Raw genomic sequence first — 26,930 nt, 5'->3', positions numbered from 1 at the left:
CCAACTCATGAGCCGGACGTCGGCATCCCGAGCTGACGCATCTTGCGATACAAGTTGGATCGATGCAGCCCCAATTTGCCGGCCGCTTCGGTCATGTTGCCGCCGCACGACGCAATCAAACGCTCGATGTGCTGAACCTGAAACACCCGCGTGGCCGAGTTCAAATTGCCGTCCACATCACCCATCATCGGTGCGACCGTCGCTGGACGAGATGCCGAGGGGGACATCATCAAATCATCCGCTCGAACCACATCGGTCGTGGTCAGATAACAAATTCGCTCGACCGTATTGCGCAGTTCCCGCACATTGCCTGGCCAATCATGCGACAGCATCGCATCACGAGCACAGGGAGCAAACGTCGGCACCGCTCGGCCAATTTGCCGGCAAAAATCAATCAAGAAATGCTCGGCCAACTCCATCACATCTTCGCCCCGCCGCGACAACGGCGGCAATGTCAGCGAGACAACATTCAACCGGAAGAACAAATCTTCGCGGAAGCGTTTCGTGGTGATCAGCTCTTGCAGCGGTTGGTTGGTCGCCGCGATCACGCGAACATCCACCGGAATCGGACGCGACCCACCGACGCGGACCACGACCTTCTCTTCCAGAACCCGCAGCAACTTGGCTTGCCCGCCAGCGCTCATGTCGCCGACTTCATCCAGGAACAACGTGCCTCCGTTGGCCAGTTCAAACTTGCCCACACGAGTGTCCGAGGCGTCGGTGAACGCCCCTTTCTCGTGCCCAAACAGTTCGCTTTCCAGCAACGTTTCGACCAAAGCCGCGCAGTTGACGGCGACGAACGGCCCGTTGCGACGCTCGCTCTGATAGTGAATGTTTTGGGCCAGCACTTCTTTGCCCGTTCCGTTGCTGCCCAGCACCAGAACGCTGAGATCGGTGGGCGCCACCTTGGTGGCGTTCCGGCGGATCTCTTGAATGGAATGGTGGTTGCCAATCAGCGGCTTGGACAGGGCAGCTTGCTCGACCAACCGGTCACGCGTTTCCGTCAGATTCGTTCGCGTTCGATAGGAATCAATCGCAATCGAAGCGTGCATCGCCAATTCGGTCAACGTCCGAACGTCCGCTGCATCAAAGCTCTCGTTGCGGTGATCTCCGGGGCGAGCGTTGATGCCCTCAAACACGCCAATGACTTGGTTGCGCGCGTTGACCATCGGGACGGCCAGCAACGACCGTGTCGTGAAATTCTGGGCCTGATCGATTCGTCGGTTGACGCGGCCTTCGTCGGTCCCACCGGCGGACCACCATCGGGGGCTGCCGCTGTGCAAGGCTTCGCCAACGATCCCCGCGTTGTCTTCGACTTCCAAAACACCGCCTTCGATTCCAATCGCCGGTCGCCCGATCAGCTTCTTGGTGCGTTTGTCCCACAGAAAGATCGTGGCTCGTTCGCAGTTCAGCACTTCGCAAGCGCAGTCGGCCATGGAAGCCAACAATTTCTCGTCGCTGTCCAGCTGCTGCCACACAGCCGCGTGCTGCAACATTTTGGAGGTTTGCCACAGCCGGCGAGCGTCATTTTGATGATTGCGTTGCAACCACAAAAAACGGCCCAAAGCAGTGGCCAACATTGCCAGGGTGCTGGCATCCGCCGGCCGGCCGTCCACCGACAACACAATCGCATCGCTGCCGACGCCGGGCAAAATTTCTTGGCTCGACGGATCTGCGGATCCGCCCGATTCAGCCGCGGCCGAATCGGTCGTGTCACAGCCCGGAGCAACCTGAACTCCCACCGCCGCGAAGCCCTCGGCCGTGACGGTTTGATCGTCGGCCACCGCTTGGCTGGCCAAAGATTCCGCCTCGCTCCAGCGGTCACCCGTCCAATACGTGGGCTGCCAGCGATCTTGGATTTGACTGACGATCCCGCCTCGCAAAGTCGCCCGATTCCCAACCAGCCCCAGCAGAACGGGCATGAACGATGACATCGCACGGGTGTGCGTCATCGAGCCCTCCGAAGTGACCGGGGAAGCGAGTGGGGGCGAAGCCGTGTGCGACCGTTCCATGGTTGAAGGTGCTTTGACAATAGTGGGGGATGAGTAACCAATCACGCGTCGGTGTCCCAGTTACGAACGTCGGCTTGTCGGTCTTGGAAACCGCCGCGATGATGTTCACCGTCGGACAAACAAATAGAACTAAGCCGAAAAGGTTGAAGATGCAATTTGAAGGAAAAAAAGGGCTGATCATCGGGGTCGCCAATGACCATTCGATCGCGTGGGCGATCGCTCAAGAAATCCTGAAACAGGGCGGCAAATGCGGTTTCACGCACCTTCCCGACCGAGCTGACGACGAAAAACGACGCAATCGACGCCGTGTCTCCAAATTGACGGATCTGGAAGACAATGCCGAATTCCTCCTACCCATGGACGCGAATAACGACGACGACATCCGCACCGTTTTTGAGCACACCGAGAAAACCTTCGGAAAAATTGACTTCCTGCTGCACTCGATCGCCTTCGCGGACCGCGACGATTTGGGCCGCGAAACGATGCACACCTCGCGTGCCGGCTTCAAATTGGCCATGGAAGCCAGCGTTTTTTCACTGCTGGCCGTCACCGCCGCTGCGGAGCCCATCATGAATCCGGGCGGTTCCGTGCTGACCATGACCTACTACGGCGGCGAAAAGTGCGTCCCCGGCTACAACGTCATGGGCGTCTGCAAAGCCGCTCTGGACGCCTCCATGCGTTACCTGGCCTTTGACATGGGCGCCCGCGGCGTCCGCGTCAACGCCCTCTCCGCCGGCCCCATCCGCACCCTGGCCGGACGTGCCGCTGGCGTCGAAGAAATGCTGACCATGTACGAACACATGGCACCGATGGGCCGCAACGTGACTCACGAAGAAGTCGGAAAATCTGGTGCGTTCCTGCTGAGCGATGCCAGCTCCGGAATCAGCGGCGAAATCCTGCACGTGGACGGTGGTTACAACGCCATGGGCAGCCCCGGACGCTTGCTCGACGAAATCAAAAAGCATTCGAACTAGCTCCTAGCTAACTGCTAACTGCTAACTTCAACTCCTCCTCCCCAAGGACTTCCCATGGTTCGCACCGCTTCGACGATGATGCCACTGGGCACTGCCGCCCCTGACTTTTCGCTGCCCGAAACCGATGGCGGAACGGTCACGCTCGCCGACTTCAAGGACCACAAGGCCTTGCTGGTCATCTTCCTTTGCAATCACTGCCCGTACGTCAAACACGTCGCCGAGCAACTCAAGTTGCTGACCGATGAGTACATGCAGCATGGCGTCGGCGTCGTCGGCATCAACAGCAATGACATTGCGAAGTACGCCGACGATGACTTCGATGCCATGAAGGCCGAAAAGGAATCTCGTGGCTACGGATTTCCATATGCCTTGGACGAAGACCAATCGGTCGCCATCGCCTACGGAGCCGCCTGCACACCCGACTTCTTCTTGTTCGATGCCGATCACAAACTGACCTACCGCGGCCAGCTCGACGCCAGCCGCCCCAAGTCCGACCTGCCGGTCACCGGCGCGGACCTGCGTGCGGCACTCGACGAAACCATCGCGGGCCGCTCGCCCAAGGCGGAACAACGACCATCGATTGGTTGCAACATCAAGTGGAAAGAAGGCAACGAGCCGACTTACTTCGACCCCAACGGCACCGCGTGAACCCGATGACTCCCGGAACGCTCTTGAAGGACGCCCGAGCCATGTTCTCACATGGCGTCGAAGCGGTTCTGGGAGACCGTCTGATCATCGATGCGGTCTCCTTCGATGAGACCGCGATGCTGATCGCTGAGCACTCGATTCGCAAAGACTCCTTCGATCGCGTGGTGGTTGTCGGTGCCGGCAAAGCCTCCGCGGCGATGGCCGCGGGTTTGTCGGAAGTCATCCAGAACAACCTGACCACCGACAGCGGCGAAGACTTTCCCGTCATCGGGCATGTCAACGTGCCCGAAGGATGCCACCGCGACCTGCCCGGCATCACGATCCAGGAAGCTCGCCCGGCGGGCGTCAACGAGCCCACGATCGCCGCCATCGAAGGCACCGATCGGATCCTGCAACTGGTCGCCGACGCCAGTCCTCGTGACCTCGTGATCGGGTTGATCTCCGGCGGTGGCAGCGCGCTGCTATGTCGACCATCCCCCGGCATCTCGCTGGATGACAAACTGACGGTCACGCGTTGGCTCAGCTCGCACGGCGCCGACATCGTGGCCCTCAACACCGTCCGCAAACACCTCAGCGAAGTCAAAGGCGGTGGACTCCTGCGAGCCAACCAAGCCGGTCAGTTTCTTACCCTGATCCTCTCGGATGTCCTCGGCGACCCGCTCGATCTGATCGCGTCTGGCCCGACCGTGCCCGACACCTCCACGGCAATCGATGCCCTGGCCGTCTTGGACCATTTTGATCCTGATCACCAACTCCCCAGTCTCGTTCGTGAACATCTGAAACGAGCCGCCGACCACCCTGCGTCCTCCATCGCGGCTGCCGACCATTCCACGTTCGTGCTTGGCAACAACGCCGTCGCGGTCGACGCAGCCGGAATCGAAGCGGAATCGCTGGGCTACAACCACGTGATGCATTGCCATCGCCAATCCGAAGGCGAGGCGGAAACCGTGGGCAGGCACCTCGCTGACCTAACACTGACGATGCTGCAAGCCGACCCGGCCGTGCACCGACAAGACGCCTTCCTGAGCGGCGGCGAACCCACCGTCTCCCTTGCAGACGCGTCCATCCGAGGCATCGGAGGCCGCAACGGGCAACTGGTCCTGGCCGCCTACGCTCGCCTCTTGGAACTGAATCTATCCGACGATCAATGGTCACGGCTCGCGATTCTGTCGGGCGGCACCGACGGCGAAGACGGCCCCAGCGACGCCGCGGGCGGAATGATTGACGGCAGCATCCATCGTCGAATTGTCGAGCTTGGTCTCGACGTCCACGACGCCTTGCGACGCAACGACTCGCACAGCTTTCTGCGGCAAGTCGGCGGCTTGCTCCTCACCGGGCCCACCGGCACCAACGTCTGCGACCTCCGCATCGCCCTGGTGGACCATCCCCAGCACCGCCGCCACACGAACTGACTCCATCGCCTGCGTCCGCAACACACCCGGCCGCGTTTCCCTTCGGGACCCAAACGCCCGAGTGAAAGACTACTTTTCGAGCGAAGCATACAAGTGCCTCCGAGCATGTGAGCCGTTTGTGCATTGGCCCCGGTTCCCACGCAATCCCGTCAGGGATTTCAGACGGTCGCCATCGGTCGCGTAGCGCACCGACGGATCAGAGGCAGACACCAGCAATCGAGCACGACCGTTTCTCAACCATGCTCCTTGAAATCAACGGCACCAGTCATCTGTTCCAAACTGCTGGGATCGGTCACAATCAACCCTCAGGATGAGCCCGACTCATCCCCAAGCACCCGTGGCACAATTGGATAGCGCGTCGGCCTCCGAAGCCGAAGGTTGTGGGTTCGAACCCCGCCGGGTGTATTGGCTAAAAACACCGTGATTCGTTGATCAAACGATTCCCTGCCGCTGTTGGCAGCGGCCTCGGGGCTTCCGCCCCGAGCTATCAACGCGGGCTCCCCCGGAGCCATTCTCAAAACTTCGCCCCGGACGGGGCCGACTTCACTAGCTCGGGGTGGAAGCCCCGAGAACGTTGGCGGACATCACCAGGCCGCCCCGGACGGGGCCGTCGTCGATGATGCGGCGAGAAATCCCCACGTCCAGAGAAGGCCAATTTGAACGCAAGCTTGTAGAACGCGCACCGCTGCGCCACATCCAGAATACGCCCACTGCAATCGACTACCACATCGAGGGGCTATCAAACGGCTGTGGCAAATTCCCTTCACCTGCGGGCTGGGTGGAACCGGACGACGACCAATCAGCTCCAACGTCATCCATCTCGGGGTGCGGTGAACGCAACGAATGGCTTCGGCGTCCTTCAAAGTCTCGAGTCCCATCGAAGCCAATCGTTCAAGCATTTTCAAGTTCTCGCGGTTTGTCCACGGAGACCACATCGAGTGACACGCCCTCGTGTTTTTGCAGGTAAGCAAGGATGGCAGATAGGTTTTCAGATCGTGGGTTGCCATCCTTGCTCAGCATTCGCATGAGACTTTGTGGTTTGAATTCACCAAGCCCCTTGGCCAAGCCTTCAAAACCGATCGTTGCGTTGACGTAGTCGCGAAGCGTCAACCGCCCAAGTGCCGCCTCACCGTTTATGAAAGCAGCAACGGCCGACCGAAGCATCGACACGCGAAACTCCGGATCGTTGTCCGCCTTCTCTTTGATTGTGTTGATGAACTCTCTCGTGAGTGCCATGTCATTTCTCTTTCCCCCTCGGCGTCCGTCCCGAAGGCTTGTGGGTTGTTTTCTTTGCTCGTGTCTCCGCCCGTTTTCGGGCCTTGTAATTGGCCCAGTTCGTTTTTGCATCCTCAATGTCGCGTTGCTGACGCTTCTTCGTGCCGCCCGCAAGCAGGATGATCCATTCATCACCGTCCCGGCCAAAGTAGATGCGGTACCCCGGACCGAACGTGATGCGGCGTTCGGAAACACCTTCGCCAACTGGCTTCACGTCCCCCAAATTTCCAAGCTCCATCCGCAAAACAACTTCACGGATGCGGTCGGCGGCTTGGCCATCCAAAGCGACAAACCATTCACCGAATGGAGACCGGCCATCTTCGTTTTCGAACTCTCTTACTGATGGCATATCGCCTCCCTGCTCTTGAAAGATTGCTCCCGATGGCCATGACTCATTCCTTGTGTCCATCGGATGGGATAGCAACGAACCGAAGATAACACATACGTTATCTATTGTCAACCGATTAGCACGAGCGGGGCGATGCCCGAGAAGTGGCCAGGGACCCTGAAAAATTCAATCTTTGGATTCACATTCACATCGGCCATGAGCTCGATCGCTCCGTCCCAGTTTCCGGAGGCACCTTCCAACGCCATTCTCAAAACTTCGCCCCGGACGGGGCCGACTTCACTAGCTCGGGGTGGAAGCCCCGAGAACGTTGGCGGACAGCCCCAAACCGCGACCGTGTCGGTGGATTGGATGTCGCAGTTTTCCGCCGCCATGTAACCGGTCGGAAAGATGTCCGACAAGAAAACGACTTGTTCATCCGGCAGTCCATCGGGCACTTTGATCGGTCCGACGTCCGCATAAGGCACTCGCAAGTACTCCGCTTGCCCTCCCGCGTATCCACCGAGCATGTGTGTGTAGCCAAACAAACCGGCGGGCGAATGCCCCACGATCTTTTCCGCCTGTTCCGCATTGCGATTGGAATCAGCTCACATCAACAATGCCGCATCGCGAAACGCTTCAAAAAAACCCCGCCACGACTGAGTCCAATCGTGGCGGGCGAGCGAATTGACAACGCGATGGCGTGCTCGCATCAAGCGGACACGCCCACATGCAAAAGGCTGAGGTTCACGTCACTTTGAGGCTGACCCAAAAAGTGAATCGTGATCTCGGCGCCGGGCTGGCCATCACGCACGACTGGTGCCGCGTACACCGAAGTGATCGCCGGGTTCTTTGCATTTTGCGAGGTCAGCGTGCAGAACACATGCCCAGAACGAACGCGAGTTGGCACGAATTCTCGCAACTGATTCTTCGTTTCCGCTTCCGGCGTTTCCCGCGGCGAAAGCGTCAATTCCGAGCAAAACACGTCGGTCACTGAAGCACTTCCGTCGGAAGCTTGGGCCGGGCGGTTCGCGAGAATGCCAGCCAAACCGCCGACGCCTCCGGTGAGCAATGTGCCAACCGCTTCACGCCGTTTCATACTACTTTTCATGACGTCTCCTTCGAATCAATCGACCAGGGGTGGAAGCTTCCGCTCATTTCTCCATTTGACCTTTCTGAGCCGCCGACTTCGGCGAAGCGGCACCTAACTGTGGCTTGTCACCCAGCGGTCGCATTCTGACCACGGAGTTGGAGCCTTTTCCGTCAAACGATTTGCCCTGGGTCCATTCGCCGCGTGGCGTTTCAAAGTCATCGCCAATGCCAAAGGACTGGAACGCGTAGGCGTAGTCACTGTTCTCGTTCTCTTGTGGGAACGAGTTCGGGATCGGATGGTTCTCCGGACCGCCGAGCTCTTCCCAAGCCGCGAGCCATTGGTTTTGGTGCATGGTGTCGCGAGCGATCATGTAGCTCAACATGTCTTTCATGCCAGGATCGTCCGTCATTTTCCACAACTGAACCGCGAGCATGCGTCCGGTGGATTCCGCGGTCGCGTTGGCCAGCATGTCGGCGGCAACGTTTCCGCTGGCATACACATGGCTGCAATTGAACGGCACACCTTCGCTGTCGACCGGCATCGCGGCCATGCAGGTGCCGATCGCATGTTGGATGTTCATGCCTCCCATTGCCGCCATTACGACTGGGTCTTTCGCCGCCTCTTCTTGTTCCAGCGGTGCGTCTTCCAGGTTCAATGCAACAGCGGTTGCCAACATTTCAATGTGGGCCATCTCTTCGGTGCCCGTCTCCAGCAACATATCGCGATACTTTGCCGGACCACGTGCGCCCCAAGCCTGAAACAGATATTGCAAGCAAACGCGAACTTCGCCCTGAATACCGCCGATTGCTTGCTGAAGTGCCTTGGCAAAGATCGGGCTTGGTTTTTCAACGCGAACCGGATACTGAAGCTTGCCACCATCGTGATAGAACATCGATGACCTTTCGATTTGGAAGTGGGAAGAAAAGTTTCTCCAATAGCGCATCGACCGAAGCAAGTCATGCGCCATCTCACTTCATTACCGATCACATCATGGATGTTTCGGACTGAGTCAATCCCGCCAGGCTCCTGTCATCGATTCACGCCCGACGCTTGCGTTTGCGGATCGCGTCGGAGATTCGGGGCTGGCCAAAATCGTCGTCGAAGAAATCTTCCGAATCGTCTTGCTTGGTCAACACATCTCTCATCTCCGGTTGAGATGGTTGGTTTTGAGCCAGCAAATTTCGTTCGAGCAAATGACGACGAACGAGCTTCAGCAATTGATCACGGTAGCGATCGGCGTTTTGCCCTTGTTCGATCCAAGCACGCACTTCAATTCGTTGAGACCGTTGGCCGACGCACACCAAAGTGGCTTGAGGAGCCGGTGTCAGCAGCACATCGGGCTGCTCGATCATCAATTCCTGCAAGGTCCGACACAGGTCCGCGGGCCGCTCGTCTCGCGTGACCGCGACTTCCATGGGGATCACACACAAGCGTCCGGCCCCCATCCAGTTGACCACGTCGTCACTGACAAAGTTCTTGTTCGGGATGATCACTTCGCGACCGTCATCGTCCGACAACACGGTCGTTCTCAGACGCTGTGCCGCGACGCGTCCGGTGAAGTTCCCAACCGTGATCAAATCACCCAATCGAGCAGGTTTTTCAAACAACACGATGAATCCGCCAAACAGGTTTCGGACCATGTCTTGCAAACCGAAGCCCAAGCCAATCATCAGACCAACGGCCAGCCACTGGATCGTGTGCCAACGGACTCCGATCCATTTGCAGGCGATGAAGCACCCAACACTGAACAGCAGGAACCGCCCCAACACCAACGTGAAGTGTTCCATGCCCTCATCAAACGACACTCGCTGCAGCACCAAGGCATCAAACAAGGCTGGCAGCAACTTGGCCAATTGAAATGCGACGAACAACGTGCCCGCGGCCAGCAACAAATGCACGGCGGTGACGGGCGTCGTTTCCACCACCGATTGCATGACGGTTTGCCCCATCGCGTTGACGCTGGCTTGTTGCACGGTGTCGTCCACCGTCCACAGCTCCGGGTTTCCCATTCGGACGTTTGGGAACACGTCGATCCATAGCCAACCAAAACACACCACCGCGCTCAGCACCAACGCACACTGGCATAGGAATGCGAGGTGATGTTTGAGTTCCAAGAAATGTTCACCCAGGGCCCCGGCAACACGGCCAGCCTCAGGCTCGTCGTACTCTTCCTGTGCTTGTTTGGTCGAACGCGTGCCCGTCAGCAAGTCCCAGGCTTCGGCGGACACATACTTCACACCCGCCCAAAGAATCGCCGTCGACATCAACGTCACCGCCGTGAAGATGATCCGCTGAATGATCTCATGCGTGGTGACGCTGTACCCGAGCGTGGACAAAGCAATCAAAAACAACGGCAATCCAATGCCGGCCAAGTACATCAAGAACCGACCGCGATGAATCACACTGCCGCAGAACTTCTCAATCAACGGTTCCAGGAATCCACCAACGGGACGAAGCGTCAAATGCATCGTCCACGCCGCCAACAACATCGTCAGGATGAATCCCACGCGAGCAACCGAACCACGCCACATCCCGTGATCCACTTCACTCATCAACGTGATCGTGTAAGCAGCGATGACCAATCCCATGCCGATGATCGTCAGGTACTTCATCGCACGTGGTCGACGAGGCATTTCAATGTCGACGTGTTGATCCAAGTATCCTTCCGCCCGCAGCCACTGCCGCGGGACCTCGATCAACCAAGCCACCAAACTGGCAGCACAAAAGGCATCGGAGGCATGCAAGGTTGCTTCGGAAACCACGCCCGTGCCCAACCAACGCCCGACCCAAAACAGGATCGCAGGAATTCCTGAAGCGACCAGGACCGTCAGCACACCCGCAAACAATTTCCGTTTGTGCGGCGAGGCCTTTCGCATTCGTTTCCGACTTCCAATCGCAATCAGTGCCGACTTGGCAACCCAACGCAGCACCAGAATCAACACGACGCCGACCAACAGACCGATCGCACCGACCGGGTTGGTCGAAATCTTTCGTTCAAAGGTCGGTCCAAAATCTCCGCTGCGGTTGGAATCGAACAAAGCCGCCATCCCAGCCTTCAAATTCTGGGCGTCGCTCAGCCCGAGTGGCTCATCGCTGCGGATCCACATGACGTGCCGGTCGATCAGCATTCGATAGTCGTCCGCCAATGCCTGCGATGCAGTGGCGATCGAATCCAATTCGCTGATCTTTTGCTGGTGATCCTGATATCCGATTTGCAACGAGCGGATCCAGGCACTGCGTTGTCGCAGCAGCTCTTCGACTTGCAATCGCAACGGGTCGCCATAACGAGTGGCGTCGTAACCGGCCGCCGCAAGAACTTCTGTGGCTTGCTTTTCAGGTTCCGTCCCATCCAATCGGATCAGGTCCAATTCCAATTGCTGCTGGCGTGACTTTCCCAGAGCCTCGCTCGCCAAAGCAGTTTGACTGTTTTCGATTTGCCATTGTTCGAGCTGATCTTTCTTGTGACGCAGCAACAAACCAATGGTTGGCGTCAGACCGTGTTGCGTCAACTTCTGATTGACATCCTCGTAGTCAGTCCGTGTGGCCTCGAATTGTTCGCTCGCTGCGTACACTCGACTGGCGAGTTGGTTGTAGTCCGCTGCGAGAACAATCCATTGCTGAACCAGTTCCGCATTCTTCTCAGCAATGTCAGCTGCGATGGGATCCGAGGTTTGGGCGGCCGAGCGAAACCGGTTTTCCGACTGCTGGGCCGCGCGCACGTGCATCTCTGCGTACGGCGATTGTCGCCAATCTTCCACCTCAGTTCGTTGACGAGGCAGCAACGGATAACTCGCCGTGGTTGCTTCGGTCGAATCGACTGCGTTCCAATCGGAACCGTTGCTCGACTTGCCATTGCCTGCCAACGAGGATGTCTGAGTCGTCCCAGGAAAAGGGCGTTGAACGGGGCGTCGATTCGGTGACGAATTCGTCGTGGCCGAACTCGTGGACGACGAGGGTCGTGATCGAGAGCCAGAGGTGGAACGGGATGACGTGTTGGATGTGAACGCTGGCGGCGACAAACGACCTCGCGAAGAGGTTTCCGTGTGGCCGGGCCAGCTTTCAACGGGTTCCGATGGAGTCGACCAAGATGAACTCGACGACGCCACTGGCAACGACGTTTCAACGGGGTAGGTCGTGACAGACGAAGTGGTGAACGGCGGCGGTTGCGGGGTCGTCCAGACGATCTCCTGTGCGGACGCCACACCCATGCTGAGCCAAACCAGGAAACAGCACCCCATCCACAACAGCGTCGCGGTGCTGCCGTGCTGCGAACGATCGACATTCACCGCCTGCAGCACTGCGTGACGCGGCTCGAATCGCGATTGCGAAACAGAACGAAACGACTTCGATCTCAATGGGTGGTTCATCGGGACCACAGCATGCAAACAGAATGGCGGCGAAACCGCCAGGAAGAATTGGCCGCCGGCGGAGAACGGACACCGAATGAATACGGAAAATCGGGGTTCATCGCCACATCGATCCAGTTTCACACCCGACGAATCAACAAAACAGCGAGCGTGCCAGATTGAGACGCGGATCAACCACGGACGACCACGGCCTGGCAGTGGTCCACTTGTGTTCAGAAACGTTTCCGATAGGGTTGGAATTGAAGGGCGGGTCATCAAAATTGTCGGGATTCGCCCAGTCCAATTTCTCAGGATGAATTTGATGTTCACGAAGCTCACTCAATCGTTGCTTGCCCTTTCTTTGGTCGCTGTTTTGGCTGGATGCGAAAAGGGCTCGGACTCCGCCGCTGGAATCGCTGATCAAGCCAAAGCAGGTGTTGATTCCGCCGCTGTTACCGCCAAAGACGCGAGCGCAGACATGGTCCCAGAAGCTGCCAAAGAAACCGTTGACGGTGCGATCGACCAAGGTGGCGACAAGGCCAAAGAAACGATCGACGCAGCCGCTGGCACTGCTGAGTGATCAAATGGACTCCGCTTGAGTCCGATTGATTCACGATCCATCACGGAGCCCAACTGGCCGGCGAGTTCAAATTCCCGGAAGTTGGCTCCGTTTTTTTGTGCGCGTGCCTCTCCGACTCTGCATCGAAATTGGCTCGCGTTCGCGTTGAACGTTTCGATGAGTCTGTGCCAGCACGGAAACAGTTGCGGACAACTGTTCGACTCAGGTTCCGCCCAATCCTGCCTGCCTGTTCATTTCGTATTCAGAGCTCGTGCCGTTTTCTGATGCCGCGTCTCGGCGGATTTCCACTTTCCCTTGTCCCTTGTTCCCAGGCTCTGCCTGGGAACACACTGTCTTGGAGGCTCCGCCTCCCGATTCTGTCTCAGCAGGCGGAGCCTGCAGTGCATTGCGTTCCCAGGCAGAGCCTGGGAACGAGCAGATTTTTTTGTAGGTTGGCCACTCTTGGCCGACATCCACCACTCTGACGGACAAGAGTGCCCATCCTACATGCGTTCAAACGTCGTTGATGACTCAAATCGACAAGCCGGTTGGAGACGGGAGGAGTCGAAAAGCGAGATTTCCGAGGGAGGGCAATTCACGCCGTCTCCCGTGCCCGGCCCTCACCCTCGCGTACGCCTGAACGGCGTCGCCCGACCTCTTCCATCAAGGGGCCTAGAAACAGCGGGTGGCAAACGGACAATGAATGGCCCGCTCGGTCCGCCGAGAACATTGGTGACTCTCTCATGCCCCAGGATCGTTTCGTGGCCTCCGATTCCATTGCCAGCCGCGTTCAACAACTCGTCGACGAAATCAATCACCACAATCGTCTGTACTACGACGACGCGGCTCCTGAGATCACCGACCTGCAATACGATCAATTGCTGGCCGAGCTCAACCAACTCGAGAACGAACACCCCGAACTTCGCCAGCCGAATTCACCGACCCAGTTGGTCGGTGGCGCGGTGGTCGATCAACTGGTCCAGGTTCCTCACCGAGTCCCAATGTTGTCGATCGACAACACGTACAGCCGCGAAGAATTGGCGGCGGCGATGGAGCGAATTGAAAAATCGCTCGAAGGCGAATCCGTTGCCTGGACAATGGAATACAAAATCGACGGCGTCGCGGGTTCGATTCGTTACGAAAACGGGGAACTGGCACTGGCTCTCACACGAGGCAACGGGCAAGTCGGCGACGACATCACTCACAACATTCGTACGATTCGCGAATTGCCTCGGTCCATCGCCGATGCCGCTCGCGCCCATCCCGAAATTGCCGGTGGAAACGTCCCTGAGGTTCTCGAAGTTCGCGGCGAACTCTACATGACCGACGCCGACTTGGCCGACCTCAATGTCCGCCAAACCGAAGCCGGTCACGAACCGTTCAAGAACACACGCAACGTTACGGCGGGCACGATCCGCTTGCTCGACCCCAAGATCGCAGCTTCGCGAAATATTCGATTCTTTTGTCACGGCAGCGGCGAACTGGTCGGCGTTCAAGCCGCTGATCACATGACGTTCCTCAAGCATGTCGAGGCACTGGGCATTCCCATCGCACCGGATGTTGTTCGCTTTGAGAACAAGGAGGACGCCCTCCAAGCGATTGCGAAACTGGAACTGGAAATGCCCGACCTGCCATTTGAGATCGATGGCATCGTGTTCAAAGTCAACTCGTTCGAGCAACGCGAAAAACTGGGCGTTCGCAGCAAGAGTCCGCGCTGGGTGATCGCTTACAAGTTCGAACGCTACGAAGCCATCACCACACTCGAAGCAATCGATGTCCAAGTCGGCAAGACCGGCACGATCACGCCGGTCGCGTACCTGACGCCCGTCGACATTGCCGACACCACCGTCTCGCGAGCCTCGCTTCACAACGCCGACGAGATCGAACGGTTGGACGTTCGTGTCGGCGACACGGTGGTCGTCGAGAAAGCCGGCAAGATCATCCCCAAGGTCGTGCGGGTTGAAAAACATGCTCGCACCAAACCGCTTCCCAAATTTGAATTCCCAACTCATTGCCCAAGGTGCGACGAACCACTCACACGTGACGAGGGCGGCGTTTACATCCGCTGCACCAACCCGGCATGCCCCGCTCAACTTCGCCAACGACTGGTTTACTTCGGCAGTCGAGCGGGCATGGACATTGATGGTTTGGGCGAAGAGGTGGTCGATCTGTTGCTGCAAAAGGAACTGGTCGAAAACTACGCTGACCTGTACCGATTGAAAGTCGATGAACTTGCGGAGTTGACTTGGCCACGACTGCGAAAGGGCAAGGGCGACGAGATGATCGAAGTTCAATTCGGTCGCAAAAATGCCGAGAGCCTTGTCGCGGGGATCAACGAAAGCCGCACGCGTGGGTTGGCCCGTGTGCTGTCATCGATCAGCATCCGCCACATCGGACCTCGCGTCGCCAAATTGATTGCGGCAAAGTACTGGAACCTGGATCTGCTGCGTTCGGCGAAAGCAGAGGACCTCGCTGCGATTCATGAAATCGGTGACCGAATCGCCGAAAGCCTCCTTAAATTCATCCACAGCGAATCGGGTTCGCAAACGCTGGCGGAATTGGACGCAGTGGGCGTCACCATGTCGAGCCCCGAGCCAGTTGAATCACCAGACGACACGGAAGACCGGCCATTGGCAGGCAAGAACATCGTTGCGACAGGGACGCTGCAGCACTACACCCGCGACGGAATCAAAGCTCGGATCGAAGAACTGGGCGGACGGGCAGCGAGCAGCGTGAGCAAGAAAACCGACTTTGTGATCGCCGGTGAAAAAGCGGGCAGCAAACTCACCAAAGCGGAATCGCTGGGCGTCGAAGTCCTCAGCGAAGAGGAGTTTCGTTCACGGTACGAAACCGACGATCACGAAAAACGTACGTCAGCCTTTCCAGGCTGAAGAGTAGAACAGTTGTCCCCTACTGTTCCGTCGAGCATTTCTCGAACGTCAAGCCACGTCGCCCCCCATCCCATTGGTAACCATTCGCGTCTCGCTGCTCGAAGACAGAAACCCGTCACGCAAACATTTGGGGACAAATGTTCTACTCTGCTGTAGCTTCCTCGTCCGACTTCGACGGCAGCTTGCCGCCATTTTCCTTGGACTCGATCACAGCCTCTTCCAAGTCACGCACCAGCTTCGGGCTGATGTGCTTGGTCAGCAACTCACGGGTCACGCTGAACATCTCGTCGACCTTGCGTTGCTGATTGGCATTCTTGCCGATCGCTTTGATAAATTCGGTCTGACGCTTGCCCATGTCATTGGCGAGCCGTTCATTGGTCGGTTGGTTCCGCAACACCTCCAACAACTCTTCGGCCGATTCGAGGTCTCCTCGTTCCAGCCGCATCATGATCCGAGCCTTGAACAATTCACGAATCGCCAGCAAGTCGATGATCGAGTTCTGAACGCCACGGATGTAGGATTCCGCCTGCAACCGCATGTCGTCGCCGGCAAGATCCGCGACAGCATTTGCATGGTGCCCGGGGACCATCGGCAATCGAGCCAACACCGCTCCACCATTCTTGACATACAGCAAACGCAGTGGCTGGTCCTTGGCAAACTCGACATCCAAGCGACCGTTCCAATCGGTGCGTCCGATGAACGTCATGCTTTTGCCTTCCAGTTCCTTTTCGTAGATCTCGTATCCAATCAGCGGCTGATTGGGGTCACCCTTGGCATGCAAACGCAACAGGGTCTGGTCCTTCCGCGGCCGAATCCGCAGTCCCATCCGGTGCGTCCTGGCATTCTTGCGACCTTGCAAACCGCCCGCACGCCCTGCATGGAAATCCATCTTGACGCGTCTGCCATCCAACTCTTTCGCCAGCAAGTAGGCCCAGTCGAGCGGCCCAATCGAAATCGGATTGCCGTTGCGATCGTCCTTGCGAACCATCGGCACCAACACGTCGCCCACCTGGACGAGGGCAGGCGATTCCTTGTCTGTCACCAAGCCGGATGCTCGCACCAATCCCACCGCGTTGCTCTTCCCCGCATCATCAATCCGAGCGACGGGAGCAAACACATCTCGCAATGTCGAGCCAACCACTTCGGGCAACAGATTGAAACTCGACACGGTGGCGCTGGATGTGTCACCGAAGTACCGCATCAGTGTGTCGAATTCCACGCTTTCAACCTTCATGGGCGTGGTCGCCGTTCGAATTCGAACGATGAAGATCTTGTCATAGGCTTGGGCGGCATCAATGACTTGGCCAGTGATCGGCGGCACGATGATCTTGGCTTCGGGCTCCGTCAGCGTTTCCGCCATCCCGCGAGAGACCAAGATGGCCTCCGTGGTCTCGGTCGCCCATGCTTCTTTCAGCGCGACCGCATCGCCCTCCACCGGATGCAGGATTTGCAACCAAGCATTCTTGGGGGAACCTGGATCGCCAACCAATCGCGAACGCACCTCTTCCATGCGTCCTGGCGTGGTCAGAATGCTGGAGGCGTAACGTCCCACATCGCCTGCGAAACGAATTCGAACCGCGTCATTGTGAGATTTTTTGAGCGCGATCACCGGGTCGGTGGCAGCCAACGTGTCGAAGTCGACTTCGGACAGGACGCGCATTGCCATCGAGGCAACGGACGTGGGTGCGTCGGCAATCGTCGTTCGCCACACCGCATGAAAATCGCGATCCAGCACCTTCTGCAAATCGTCTCGTAACGTGTCGGCAGACACACGCGGCGAATCGGAGGCCACCCAAATCAAGGTTCGGTAAGGGGCAAAGTCGAACGGTGGTGGCTCCTCAGGCTCGGCCTCCGCCTCGGGATCAGCCTCTGCATTGGCATCCGCGACGACAGTGGTTTCGGCACCCGATTCCTGAGCCGGCGCAGACGCGAGCGATCCGAACGTCACGAACAAGACGATCAGTCCAATCGCACACCGTGGCAGAAAACGGAAATCAGAAAACAAGGTTGCGATACTCATTGACTCAACCGCCATTTCTCAGCGTTTTGATACAGCGACACGATGTCGGAACCCACACCCAGCAGTTCTCGGCTGTAGGCATAAGAATCAACCAATTGCCACAACGGCAACACGGGCAATTCGTGGTGAGCGATCGCGTGCAAATCTAACAAACGATCTCGAGCGTCGCGCCAGTTCTTTGACTCTTCCAATCGACGCAGCCCCAAACCAACCAATTGATCGGTGCTGCCGGCCATGCCTTCGGGGCCCAACACTCGTCGAGCGTCAATGATCGGTTCCCAAACGGCCGCGGAAACATAGGCGATGTCAGCGGTGCCAGGATCCGGGAACGCGCGACCGACCGGCAGTTCGACAAGCTCGATTTCAAGCCCCAACAACTGCCACTGGCTGCGAATGGCCTCGCAAGCGATCCGGGAAAGGTTCTCCGGCGGAAACGCCAATCGAATCGGCTTCAGCTCCGGTGGTTTTTCCTTCTTGCGCGATGCCTCGGATTCCATTTGTTTGGTCGTCATCGTCATCAGCAACTTCGCCAAACGAGGCTCATAGTTGCGAGGTGCGATGGATTGGTCGTAGGCGTAACCGAGCGGGTCATTGTCTTCGAGCCCGGCAGGGAAAGGACCGGAGAGCACGCGGCAACCAGGCACTTCCAAGCTTTCCAACAACTCGCCGTTGAGGATGTCTTCGCGGTTCGTGCCGTACACCAACGCACGTCGGAATGTCTTGTCGGCGAGGTACTCGTGGTCGCTGCAGGGAACCAGCATGTGCACGCTGGGCAAGGGATAATTGACCACTCGCACCTTCCGGTTGCTGGACAACCGCACGGCATCGGCGGGGAACAGTTGGTCCAACACGTCGACTTCGCCTTGCAGCAGTTTACTGACCCCTTCGGCGGCGGATTCGGTTCGAATCTCGACAATTTCTCGAGGCTGCAATTCGGTGCGAGGCTCGCCTTTGAGAACGTACCGCACCACGTCGCCTTCGACGACATCTCGGCGATAGTCCCCCGTCGGCGATCCAGGCTCGCCACCGAACCAGGACCCATCGACAGTGACCTGAATCAGCGCCGACGGAAGCACATTGGGACGACGCAAAATGCAGTCAATCCGCTTGGGACCGTCCAGCCCGATGGCCTGAACCGCGGCCGCCCAAGGCGAGAAGTAAGTCGGTGATTCTGATTGGACGCGTTCCGCCAAAACATCCGCGAGGTAAAAGCCATCGACCTTGTTGAGCGGTTCCGGCAAACGCTCGGGTTCAATGAACATCGAAAACCGCTGACGGTCAGGGCTCTGCTCGGTGTCGCCGAAAATGAACTCGTACTCGCCACCCTCGGGACCGGCCCCCTGCATCTCAAACAGGACACGGTACAGCAACCGCCCAGCACGACGCGCGGCCCAGTTGTCCAAGCGAGTCGGGTCCAGCACGGTGGCCGTTTGGAGCACACCGACATTCACCAGCGGGTAGATCTGGTCGACTTTGCGAACCAGTTCCGTGCCGCCTTCGATGTCCGGTTTCAGGAAAATGCTTTCGCGCGAAAACTTGCGTGCGTCGCGGTAGTTCTTCGCTTCCAATGCCGCCAAGGCGAGGTCCCGTTTGTCTTCCGCCATCGACAGGAATTGAGCGTTCCATTTCTTGATCGAAGACAGATTCTGGCCCCGGTACTCCTGTTCCAATCGAGCCAGCAGTTGCTGGCCCAACTCCAACTTGCCATCGCTGACGAGTTGTTCCATCAGTTGATCCGTCAACGCGCCGATCGCGGTCAGCACCGTTTGTGTTTTGTATTCGGGAGCGTAGCGACGCAGCTCCTCCAGCATGGCCAGTGACGCACCGAACTCTCGATTCTTAGCGCGTCGCCCCGCATCTCGCCACAGGAACTCAGTCCGCAATTGACGCATGCCAGGCCGAGCCGGGTAGTCACGAATCAGCACGGACAGGAACGGATAAGCACCGACGAAATCACCCGCCTTGATCCGTTCCGCCGTCTCTCGTTCGAGCCGTGTTTCCCAAAAGTCGATGTTCTGGATGTCCGTCCATTTGGCAACAAACTCCTGCTGCTCCACACCGACAATGCTGAACTTCAACGACCCACTGGGGGAAGCTGGCATCTCTCGCCTCGGCAACTCCAGCAACCGAGTTTTCACCCAACCGCCACCGGCCTTTTCCGTGAAGAAGATCAGGTCATGAGGCTCTTCTTGCAACAGCTCCAAACCGGGAGCTTCCGGCCGGCCAGAGTCGGCGTAGTTGAGCAACTGAGCTTGCGCACTGGTTGCACCCAAAACACAGAGCATCAGGAACAGAATGCTGTTCCGAACCATGCGGTGAAGGCGGCGAGGTCGTCGAAAATGCAACACGTTGGAATTCATCAAGGACTGGAAGTGCATGGATCAGGCGTCACCGGGAATGTTCGTGATGTAAACGACACCTTCGGTGCCCGGGACCAGCAGCTTATCGCCCACCGGCAAAGGACCGGCCGACAAAGGCTGGCCAAGTTTCGTTGTCCCAACCACGTTGCCCGAAGCGGGATCGATCGAGGTCAACCAACCGTCTTTCCCCGTCAAAACCCAGCGTCCACCAATCGAGACGACCCGGTCAACCAACTGACCGGCTTCAGGCATTTGCGTTTGAAAGAGAGGTTCGCCCGAGGCACTGAAGCCTCGCAACACTTGGTCATCCGTGATCACCAATGCGATCTCGCCAGTGGATTCGGATTGGGCCGCAACGGGTCCCCAAACAACACGTCCATCCAAGACCTTCTTGAAGGTTTGCTCGAGACCGGTCTGGTCATGCCCCACCAAGAAGTCCGAGGCTGGACCACTGACACTGCCAAGCAGACTCGACTCCACACCCGCCACGGTTCCTAAGAAAGGCGACTCCAAATCAACGCTCGACAACTCTCGAATTTGGTCGCCGACTCGCAACCGGTACAGTTTTTTACGACTGTCTGCGATCAAGACTTGGTCCGGGTCCGCAGCACTGTTGATGGGGTTGGTCCACTCGACGGTCGCCGTGGGGTCGCTGGCCGGTTGGAACGGTGCCCCTTTGACACGCCCCGTTTGCCAATCCATCAACACCGCGCGTCCGGTATCGAGCGGCAAGAACAAACCACCACCGCTGAACGTTGCCACGCCGGTTGGCTTGGGCCCCGTCAATTGGAATGTGACCTTGCGAAGCTTCTCACTTCGACGAGTCGGGTCGTAGATCAACGCTTCGCCCTTCTGGGCTTGGTTCAACAGGATGCGGCGAACGTCGTCCACCGCGATTGGGTTTTGGAAACTCATGGAGATCCCCTTGGCACCGGGGTTCTCAATCGGGCCCTGCGTCGAGCCCGTCGCCAGTGATTCCGAGGTCAACTCGAACAAGGCTCCTTGGCTGGTCACGGCATGGAAACCGCTTTCCGGTGCAGGCGTGATCATCGCGATCGGGGTCCCCACATCGGTTTGCCACAGCATGTTCCCCGTCTTGGGTTCGGCCGCCGTCACGCGAATCGCAGAGGTGCCTTTCAAGACGCGAGCGTGGACGAGCACATCTTCGAGCGACAATGGTTGGCCGATGAAGGTGTCACCTTCACTTTTCCCCCAACTGAAAACCACTCGCCCCGTGTTGATCTGCAACTCGTAGCGACCAATTCGTGTGCCCGTGATCCACATTTGACTGCGTCCGACCGCCATCCGAGTCAGCGTGGGTTTGTCATACGCGGCGACCTGCTGAGCGATCAACGAGACCTGATCTTTTTCCGAGGTTGGCTCGATGTCATACACCGCCACTTGGCCGCGATCGGTCAACACGATCAGACGACGATTCTGAACAATCGGTGGAACCACCACGTTGCCATCCAACCGGAATGGACTCTGAGCAATTTTGATGTTCTCGCCGTTCTCATCGACTTTCAAAACGTGAACTTGAGCGTAATCGCTGCCCGTGTTTTCGATCACAAACACGTGGCCGAGCAAGGACACGGGAGCGACCGCGATCGTTCCTTCATCGTGTTCGAGATACAAACTCTCGATGCATTTGCCATCGCGTGCGTTGAGCACGTACAGGTTGCTGTGACTGCCGGGAATGTAAATCCGATTCAGAGTGTCATCGAGTCCGGCGGGCGTCGACAATTCCTGGGACAGATCCGTTGACCATTTGACGTCGCCAGAATCCGAATCCATCGCGGCCAGCGTCCCGGACTTCATCGTCACCAAAATGGAATCGCGTCCGGCAACGGGTTCGACAAACGGTTCGCCGATTTTCGCACGCCACTCCACTTCGCCGTCTTCTCCACGGCAGCGACGAATTTCATCGTTGGCCATGTCCGACAACAAAACCGCCGTGCCATCGTCCAATCGCAACGGCGTGTAGTCTTCGCCTTGTCCGGTGTAATCACGCCACAACAAGCGACCGTCGTCGACTGCGAACGCCAACACCGATCCACCCGCACGAAGAAAGAAGACCTCGTCTTCAATGCCGGGAATCGAATTGCCTTGGCGCGTGGTCAACACGATGGACCGCAGCGCGGCATCTCCGGCAGGGTCCGTGCTGATCTCGGGTGTCTTCGCCGATGGCTTGACCAATGTTTGCTGGATCTCGCTGGCCTCCTCGACCAACGTCACCAAGCGTGAGTCCTTGGCCAGTTCAGGGAAATCACGCAGCAACGAATCACGTTGGTCGTAGGCTTCCTTGGTCTTCTTTTCCGCGAGTGCGGCTTGCATCGCCGCTTCCGTCTCGTCCAGGCGAACGTTGCGATCGATTTCTCGTTTGACGCGGTTGCGAGCCTCTGAGAGTTGCAACAACCGACCCGACAAAGTCGTCTTCATCGATGACAACATGTAGTTCGGGTTGTCAATCAACGTTTGTTGCTCATCGAGTCGCTCCAGCAGGCGTCGTTTCTCTTCGGTTTCCTTGGCGAACTCAGCCTCTTTCGCGATGTTTTCGGCGACGTCAACGAGGAAACCTGCCAGGTTGCCACGTTCATCGTTCATTGCCTCCTCGTTGATAACGGTTGGCAACTTTTCTTTCGCCATTTCCAACCCAGCCACCGGATCGGTCATCTGCTCCGCACGAAACAACTCGCACATCGTGATTCGCGTTCGAGCCAGCGAAGAGTATTGGCTGCTTTCGCCAAATTGATCGAGGTAAGCGATGTAAGCGTCTTGAGCCGGCTGATAGCTTTGGCTGTCGTATTGTTTGTTGGCGAGCGCGATGAACTCGTCCGCGTTGCCCTTCGAAAGCACGAACCAAAGCACACCGCCGGCAATGATCAAGAATCCAATGATTCCCAAGTAGCCGTAGATTTTAAATGAGTCCCAAGTCGACTTGGTCTCAGGTTTCTTGATCCGAGAGGAGGACGGGCGACCGCGCGATGGTGCGTCCCCCATCGAATCCGCTTCGGCAACCACTTCGACGGGTTCCGCGACAACGGCTTCCACTTCGACCGGATTGTCACCGAACGGGTCGTCGTCTTCGATGATGGCTTCGGGAACATCGTCGTCATCGATCAGTTGTGCTGTCAGATCCTCCTCGCCATCGACCACTTCCGCAGCTTCGGAATCGTATGACTCACTGCGCAGTTCGCCAATCAGCTTGGTCGCTTGGAATCGTGTCAGCTGGCCATTGTCGACCAACAGCTTGGCCACCGCTTCGGGCGTCACGCGTGAGCCTCCTTGCGACATTTGTTCCCGCAACGCCTCGATGATCTCTTGGTCCAAGAGACCCCGCCGTTCCAGTTGGTCAATCAGTTCGTTTGCAAGCATGTTGTTGATTGTGAAACCGCCGACCATCGAGCCGGTGGGTTCTGTTGGTGGAGAGAAAAGACAAGAGTCAAAGAATCACAAACGCCGACGTGGGGAATTCGCCAACGTGCTGGTGGTGGGGACGAGCGTCAAGAAAAGCGTCAATCAAAACCGTCGACTTCGGTGACCTGCAGGGCGGCGAAGCCAGCGATGGTGCCAGCGTCCATGCCATCGACCAGAAACTGGAGCTTGGCGTTTTCGTGAATCTTGATGTTCAACTGCATGCCATCCCGATTGTCGCCCACCGCCTCTTTCAGGGCGCTGATCAGATTCTGCTTCCCGGGTGTTTCTTTTTCCCACTCGGGAGCGAGAACCAGGAAGCCGCCGTTCTCGTCGATTTCCAGCTCGACCGGATCCTTCTCGTCCGTTTCTTCTGGGTCGTTGTTCGTACTGGGAAGTTCGGATTGCTGGCGAGGCATTTGAATCGATTTCTGCAACGAGAAACTCGCCGTGACCATGAAGAAGATCAGCAGCAAGAACGTCACATCGACCATCGGTGTCATGTCGAGTTCACCGTCGTCACGTTTTTTACGCGGTGGCAGGGCATCGTCATCGTCGTCCAGGTTGAACGCGGCGGGCTCCACGCCCTCTGAAACGGCCGCGAGCTCGTCGCGCATTGCGGCGTGAGCGGGACTGCCGAACCCCGCCTCTTCGGCTTCCGCACCCACCGTGGCTTCGACGACGGGCTCCGCTTCGAAGGCATCCATCGCAATCGGTTCCGCTTCCACGAGCTCCACCTCAACCGGTTCGGCTTCCGCCACAACGGGAGCTTCCGGGATCGTGATCGGTGAATCGCAACCAGGGCATCGAATTTTTCGTCCGCCCAAGCGTTCGTTCACAAGACGTGACTCACCGCAGGAAGGGCACTCAAATTGGATTGACATCTTTGTCACTCAAAACGGATGCGGGTTACTGTTCTTTAACGGCGATGTAGGTGAATTCCAAATCTTGAAACGCATCCCCGACGATTTTCTGAACCCGGGTGACCTCGGACACCTTCACCTCGGCGTCCCCGAGCAACATCACTTGGTTCTTGTTCGTTCCGATGGACTTTTCCAATTCGCCAGTCAGGTATTCAACGATCTCGCTGGTTGCGGTCTCTTCGTCTTTGCTGAATTCGCTGCCGTCGTAGCGACGCAAAATCGCGGGAGAATCACCGCCGGCGGGCTCAATGAAAATGACCGCTGAATCCTTGGCCGAAATGGCCAAGCCGTTGGTGGCTTCCGGAATCTTTCCCGTTTGCGTCGGATCCATCTTGGAAGCGACCACAAAGAAGATCAGCAACAGGAACGTGATGTCGATCATCGGCGTGATGTCCATCTCCTCCTCAGGTCGCTTCTTCCGAGGCAGCGCTGGTTCGTCATCCTCATCGTCGTCAATGAATCCCTGACTCATCATCGCACCCCAGCAGTGACTTCGGCGCTAGCGGAGGCACCGTTTTTGGCAGCGGCACCTTGTGACTTGGCCAGCCCAACTTTGAACGCTTCGAAGAACCGCTGCAGACCGGATCCGAGCAAATCTTCCATCTTCGCAATTCGAATCATCACGGTGGCCACCAACAACATCAGTGGAATCGCGATCGCCAAACCACTGGCGGTCGTCACCAACGCGACTTGAATGTCGCCGGCGAGCGCCGATGGTTCGACCTGCTCGGCGGTGGCCAGCGTTTTAAACGCTCCCATCATTCCGAACACCGTCCCGAACAACCCGATCATGGGAGCACTTTTGATGACGGTGCTGACCCAGCTGAGTCGGTACTCGAGGTCACTCATCACGTCGCGTTGAAAGCGGTCCATCATGATTTGCTTGGCGCGTTTGAACCCTTCTTCGCGATTGACGACGGCCATGTCGATCATCTGTGGGATCGCTCGAACGTCTCCGTCACAGTATTCGTGAACACCTTCGTAGTCGCCCGCTCGCAGCATCTGCTCGACGTCGTCCATGAACGCGTCCTGTTGTTCTTCCGTCTTGAATCGTTTCTGACCGACCCGGGTCCACACGATCACGATCTGATACAGCCCCCAAAGTGCAACGGCAGCCAGCGCCAGGTACGTTGAGTTGGAGATGATTTCGTACAGCGAAGTTTCAGCGAGCAACAACGTTTTGTCCTATGTACTTTCAGAGTGATGCGATTGTTTGGTTGGGATTCGGTTGGGCGTCTCGCTGACGAGACAAGTCTGGTCAGTGTCAGTCCGCGTTGATTCCCGCGATGGGAATCTCACGATCAGGTGTGAGCGGAGAATGGGAACGAGGAGTGGAGACAACGGAGGCTGCCGCGTTCCATTGTGGTTACCCGATTCGAAATTTCACGTCATTTGCCTTTGCGATAGCGTTGTTCGACCACCTCAAATTGGTACCCGCTTCCGCTGGCAGTGCTTTGAAAGACCGTTTTGGCAATGGAAACGACGCTGGGATGCCCTTTTTCCCTGGCGTATTCCAGTTCGATATGAGCCAATTCGTTCTCGAGTTGTTCCGGGATGAATTTCAGCATCTGACGGCCGTTGACGTTGATTCCGGCCTGAGTCAGCAACGTCCGATCGAATTGCATCAGCGGGCTGGGCGTCGTCCACATGAAATACAGACGCTTTTCAGCCTCACTGTCGTCGACGTGCCGCGACTTCGGCTTGCCAGCCAAGTCGCTCGCGTAATCGACCCCTTGGACTGATCCACCGATGGAACCGAGCTCGATTTTGTAGTAATCCAATTGGCTGGCGTAGGGCTTCAGCCCTTTGGCCGAAAAATTCAATTGCCAACGCTCGAATCGAGGGATGATGTCTTCGCCTTCACCCTCGGGCCCTGGTGGACGGCTGTCCCCTTTGCCCGTTCCCGCGGTGCTGGCTGTGGCACTGGTGTTCATCGTGTCCAAGGCACCAGCGACGCTGCTGACCGCGTCAGTCACCGCTTCGATGGTGTCCTGCAGAGTGGGCTCCATCAGCTCCTCGACTTCTTCCGCCCCTGGCGGCTCAAAGTCACGCTCGAAACCTTCGGCATTGTCGGCACGACCGGCCGCATTTTCTTCAATGGGCGGGAAAGACTTCACTCTCTCTGGCATTCGCATCGTCAGCCAGACGATGAACAACATCACGACAAAAGCCCCGATGAACAAAATCAGGGACATGAACAGCGAGGTCACCACGTCGAATTTGCTGGTCCGCAAACGCTCCCGTTCTTCCAAACGCTGCTTCTGAATCTCCGACATGCCCCCTGAACTGACAGACCCCGCCCCTTGCGACGCACCGTCGTTGCTCGTGGAAGTCGTTTTTTCGTCGATCTGCGGTTCGTCGATCACATTTTGATCGGAAGAAGCCATATTCAGTCCTTGAGCAAGGAACGACCAAATCGTTGGCCAGGAAAAGTGTTTTGAAGAGGCCGATTGACGACGACACCCATCATAGCGTACTTTCCTACCTTGTCGCCGAGGAACTTGTTCTTTGGCGCAAGCAAACGGTAACATTTGTGAGGCAATTTGCCTCCAAATCACGGTTAGATAGCTCAGTTGGTAGAGCACGGCCCTGAAAAGGCCGGTGTCGGCGGTTCGAGCCCGCCTCTAACCACTTTCGCCTTTCACCACTGCACCACGCAGACGATGAAAGAGCTTCTC

The 26,930-nt window shown here is 57.5% G+C and carries 20 protein-coding genes, 2 tRNA genes and 1 pseudogene; 8 read left to right on the top strand and 15 right to left on the bottom strand.

What is annotated here, in order from left to right; all coding sequences use genetic code 11:
• Positions 1 to 5 precede the first annotated feature (5 nt).
• Positions 6 to 1,952: a sigma-54-dependent Fis family transcriptional regulator gene (locus RISK_RS23405; protein ID WP_047816767.1), complete on the bottom strand. Its 1,947-nt coding sequence runs from the start codon at positions 1,950 to 1,952 to the stop codon at positions 6 to 8.
• A gap of 209 nt (positions 1,953 to 2,161) precedes the next feature.
• Here RISK_RS23405 and RISK_RS23400 point away from each other — a divergent pair, with 209 nt between their 5' ends.
• From RISK_RS23400 to RISK_RS23385, 4 genes are all read left to right on the top strand, one after another.
• Positions 2,162 to 2,986, top strand: a complete 825-nt coding sequence (locus RISK_RS23400) for an enoyl-ACP reductase FabI (RefSeq protein ID WP_047816766.1) — start codon at positions 2,162 to 2,164, stop codon at positions 2,984 to 2,986.
• Positions 2,987 to 3,040: 54 nt separating this feature from the next.
• Positions 3,041 to 3,634: a thioredoxin family protein gene (locus RISK_RS23395; RefSeq protein WP_047816662.1), complete on the top strand. Its 594-nt coding sequence runs from the start codon at positions 3,041 to 3,043 to the stop codon at positions 3,632 to 3,634.
• 41 nt (positions 3,635 to 3,675) lie between these two features.
• Complete coding sequence (locus tag RISK_RS23390; protein ID WP_236696612.1) at positions 3,676 to 5,046, top strand: glycerate kinase type-2 family protein; 1,371 nt, start codon at positions 3,676 to 3,678, stop codon at positions 5,044 to 5,046.
• A gap of 331 nt (positions 5,047 to 5,377) precedes the next feature.
• Positions 5,378 to 5,451 (top strand) — tRNA-Arg (locus RISK_RS23385).
• A 486-nt stretch (positions 5,452 to 5,937) separates the two neighbouring features.
• Here RISK_RS23385 and RISK_RS23380 read toward each other — a convergent pair.
• From RISK_RS23380 to RISK_RS23355, 6 genes and pseudogenes are all read right to left on the bottom strand, one after another.
• Complete coding sequence (locus RISK_RS23380) at positions 5,938 to 6,282, bottom strand: helix-turn-helix domain-containing transcriptional regulator (protein WP_047816661.1); 345 nt, start codon at positions 6,280 to 6,282, stop codon at positions 5,938 to 5,940.
• A gap of 1 nt (position 6,283) precedes the next feature.
• Positions 6,284 to 6,781, bottom strand: a complete 498-nt coding sequence (locus RISK_RS23375; RefSeq protein WP_201778960.1) for a type II toxin-antitoxin system RelE/ParE family toxin — start codon at positions 6,779 to 6,781, stop codon at positions 6,284 to 6,286.
• A gap of 197 nt (positions 6,782 to 6,978) precedes the next feature.
• Positions 6,979 to 7,248, bottom strand: a pseudogene (locus RISK_RS33455) (glutathione-dependent formaldehyde dehydrogenase); the annotation flags it as partial.
• Positions 7,249 to 7,358: 110 nt separating this feature from the next.
• A complete protein-coding gene (locus RISK_RS23365; protein ID WP_047816658.1) occupies positions 7,359 to 7,745 on the bottom strand; it encodes a hypothetical protein in 387 nt (128 codons plus the stop codon).
• 55 nt (positions 7,746 to 7,800) lie between these two features.
• Positions 7,801 to 8,631 (bottom strand): manganese catalase family protein, encoded by an 831-nt coding sequence (locus RISK_RS23360; protein WP_047816764.1) that lies wholly within the window; start codon positions 8,629 to 8,631, stop codon positions 7,801 to 7,803.
• Between the two features lie 145 nt (positions 8,632 to 8,776).
• Positions 8,777 to 11,497: a mechanosensitive ion channel domain-containing protein gene (locus tag RISK_RS23355; protein ID WP_390173960.1), complete on the bottom strand. Its 2,721-nt coding sequence runs from the start codon at positions 11,495 to 11,497 to the stop codon at positions 8,777 to 8,779.
• Positions 11,498 to 11,669: 172 nt separating this feature from the next.
• Here RISK_RS23355 and RISK_RS33230 point away from each other — a divergent pair, with 172 nt between their 5' ends.
• Positions 11,670 to 11,870 (top strand): hypothetical protein, encoded by a 201-nt coding sequence (locus tag RISK_RS33230; RefSeq protein WP_236696610.1) that lies wholly within the window; start codon positions 11,670 to 11,672, stop codon positions 11,868 to 11,870.
• On the opposite strand, the gene RISK_RS33225 is transcribed toward RISK_RS33230, so the two are convergent.
• Positions 11,859 to 12,179 carry a hypothetical protein gene (locus RISK_RS33225; protein ID WP_236696609.1) on the bottom strand — a complete coding sequence of 107 codons (321 nt, stop codon included), beginning with the start codon at positions 12,177 to 12,179 and terminating at the stop codon, positions 11,859 to 11,861. The two genes, RISK_RS33230 and RISK_RS33225, sit on opposite strands and share 12 nt — an antisense overlap.
• A 228-nt stretch (positions 12,180 to 12,407) precedes the next feature.
• Here RISK_RS33225 and RISK_RS23350 point away from each other — a divergent pair, with 228 nt between their 5' ends.
• Both RISK_RS23350 and ligA read left to right on the top strand, forming a co-directional pair.
• Positions 12,408 to 12,665: a hypothetical protein gene (locus tag RISK_RS23350; RefSeq protein ID WP_047816763.1), complete on the top strand. Its 258-nt coding sequence runs from the start codon at positions 12,408 to 12,410 to the stop codon at positions 12,663 to 12,665.
• 722 nt (positions 12,666 to 13,387) lie between these two features.
• Entirely contained in the window at positions 13,388 to 15,535 is a 2,148-nt protein-coding gene (ligA, locus tag RISK_RS23345) for an NAD-dependent DNA ligase LigA (RefSeq protein ID WP_047816656.1), read from the top strand.
• A gap of 142 nt (positions 15,536 to 15,677) precedes the next feature.
• Here ligA and RISK_RS23340 read toward each other — a convergent pair whose 3' ends face one another.
• The 7 genes from RISK_RS23340 to RISK_RS23310 form a co-directional block, all read right to left on the bottom strand.
• Positions 15,678 to 17,570 carry a hypothetical protein gene (locus RISK_RS23340; protein WP_047816762.1) on the bottom strand — a complete coding sequence of 631 codons (1,893 nt, stop codon included), beginning with the start codon at positions 17,568 to 17,570 and terminating at the stop codon, positions 15,678 to 15,680.
• Positions 17,552 to 19,933, bottom strand: coding sequence for an ABC transporter substrate-binding protein (locus RISK_RS23335; RefSeq protein WP_047816655.1), 2,382 nt, complete (start codon positions 19,931 to 19,933; stop codon positions 17,552 to 17,554). The genes RISK_RS23340 and RISK_RS23335 overlap by 19 nt, the downstream gene beginning before the upstream one ends.
• A gap of 3 nt (positions 19,934 to 19,936) precedes the next feature.
• Positions 19,937 to 23,317, bottom strand: a complete 3,381-nt coding sequence (locus tag RISK_RS23330) for an outer membrane protein assembly factor BamB family protein (protein WP_047816654.1) — start codon at positions 23,315 to 23,317, stop codon at positions 19,937 to 19,939.
• A gap of 113 nt (positions 23,318 to 23,430) precedes the next feature.
• The gene (locus RISK_RS23325) at positions 23,431 to 24,168 is read right to left on the bottom strand and encodes an ExbD/TolR family protein (RefSeq protein ID WP_047816761.1); all 738 of its coding nucleotides are present in this window, start codon (positions 24,166 to 24,168) and stop codon (positions 23,431 to 23,433) included.
• Positions 24,169 to 24,238: 70 nt separating this feature from the next.
• A complete protein-coding gene (locus tag RISK_RS23320) occupies positions 24,239 to 24,724 on the bottom strand; it encodes an ExbD/TolR family protein (protein WP_047816653.1) in 486 nt (161 codons plus the stop codon).
• Positions 24,724 to 25,428, bottom strand: coding sequence for a MotA/TolQ/ExbB proton channel family protein (locus tag RISK_RS23315; protein ID WP_047816652.1), 705 nt, complete (start codon positions 25,426 to 25,428; stop codon positions 24,724 to 24,726). The genes RISK_RS23320 and RISK_RS23315 overlap by 1 nt, the downstream gene beginning before the upstream one ends.
• Before the next feature lie 212 nt (positions 25,429 to 25,640).
• Entirely contained in the window at positions 25,641 to 26,639 is a 999-nt protein-coding gene (locus RISK_RS23310; RefSeq protein WP_047816651.1) for a hypothetical protein, read from the bottom strand.
• A gap of 171 nt (positions 26,640 to 26,810) precedes the next feature.
• On the opposite strand from RISK_RS23310, the gene RISK_RS23305 reads away from it, so the two are divergent.
• Positions 26,811 to 26,883, top strand: a tRNA-Phe gene (locus tag RISK_RS23305).
• Positions 26,884 to 26,930: the final 47 nt, after the last annotated feature.

Origin of the sequence: Rhodopirellula islandica, from assembly GCF_001027925.1 — a bacterium.
Classification (GTDB): Bacteria; Planctomycetota; Planctomycetia; order Pirellulales; family Pirellulaceae; genus Rhodopirellula; species Rhodopirellula islandica.
Note: the sequence above shows the minus strand (reverse complement) of the source record. Positions and strands in the feature narration are given on the sequence as shown.

Excerpts from the sequence above, each read along its gene's own strand:
- RISK_RS23380 (WP_047816661.1), bottom strand. The coding sequence starts at position 6,282 with ATGGCACTCACGAGAGAGTTCATCAACACAATCAAAGAGAAGGCGGAC.
- RISK_RS23340 (WP_047816762.1), bottom strand. The coding sequence starts at position 17,570 with ATGGCGGTTGAGTCAATGAGTATCGCAACCTTGTTTTCTGATTTCCGT.
- RISK_RS23365 (WP_047816658.1), bottom strand. The coding sequence starts at position 7,745 with ATGAAACGGCGTGAAGCGGTTGGCACATTGCTCACCGGAGGCGTCGGC.
- RISK_RS23350 (WP_047816763.1), top strand. The coding sequence starts at position 12,408 with ATGTTCACGAAGCTCACTCAATCGTTGCTTGCCCTTTCTTTGGTCGCT.
- RISK_RS23320 (WP_047816653.1), bottom strand. The coding sequence starts at position 24,724 with ATGAGTCAGGGATTCATTGACGACGATGAGGATGACGAACCAGCGCTG.
- RISK_RS23360 (WP_047816764.1), bottom strand. The coding sequence starts at position 8,631 with ATGTTCTATCACGATGGTGGCAAGCTTCAGTATCCGGTTCGCGTTGAA.
- RISK_RS23395 (WP_047816662.1), top strand. The coding sequence starts at position 3,041 with ATGGTTCGCACCGCTTCGACGATGATGCCACTGGGCACTGCCGCCCCT.
- RISK_RS23335 (WP_047816655.1), bottom strand. The coding sequence starts at position 19,933 with ATGCACTTCCAGTCCTTGATGAATTCCAACGTGTTGCATTTTCGACGA.
- RISK_RS23390 (WP_236696612.1), top strand. The coding sequence starts at position 3,676 with ATGTTCTCACATGGCGTCGAAGCGGTTCTGGGAGACCGTCTGATCATC.
- RISK_RS23400 (WP_047816766.1), top strand. The coding sequence starts at position 2,162 with ATGCAATTTGAAGGAAAAAAAGGGCTGATCATCGGGGTCGCCAATGAC.
- RISK_RS23330 (WP_047816654.1), bottom strand. The coding sequence starts at position 23,317 with ATGGTCGGCGGTTTCACAATCAACAACATGCTTGCAAACGAACTGATT.
- ligA (WP_047816656.1), top strand. The coding sequence starts at position 13,388 with ATGCCCCAGGATCGTTTCGTGGCCTCCGATTCCATTGCCAGCCGCGTT.
- RISK_RS23405 (WP_047816767.1), bottom strand. The coding sequence starts at position 1,952 with ATGACGCACACCCGTGCGATGTCATCGTTCATGCCCGTTCTGCTGGGG.
- RISK_RS23310 (WP_047816651.1), bottom strand. The coding sequence starts at position 26,639 with ATGGCTTCTTCCGATCAAAATGTGATCGACGAACCGCAGATCGACGAA.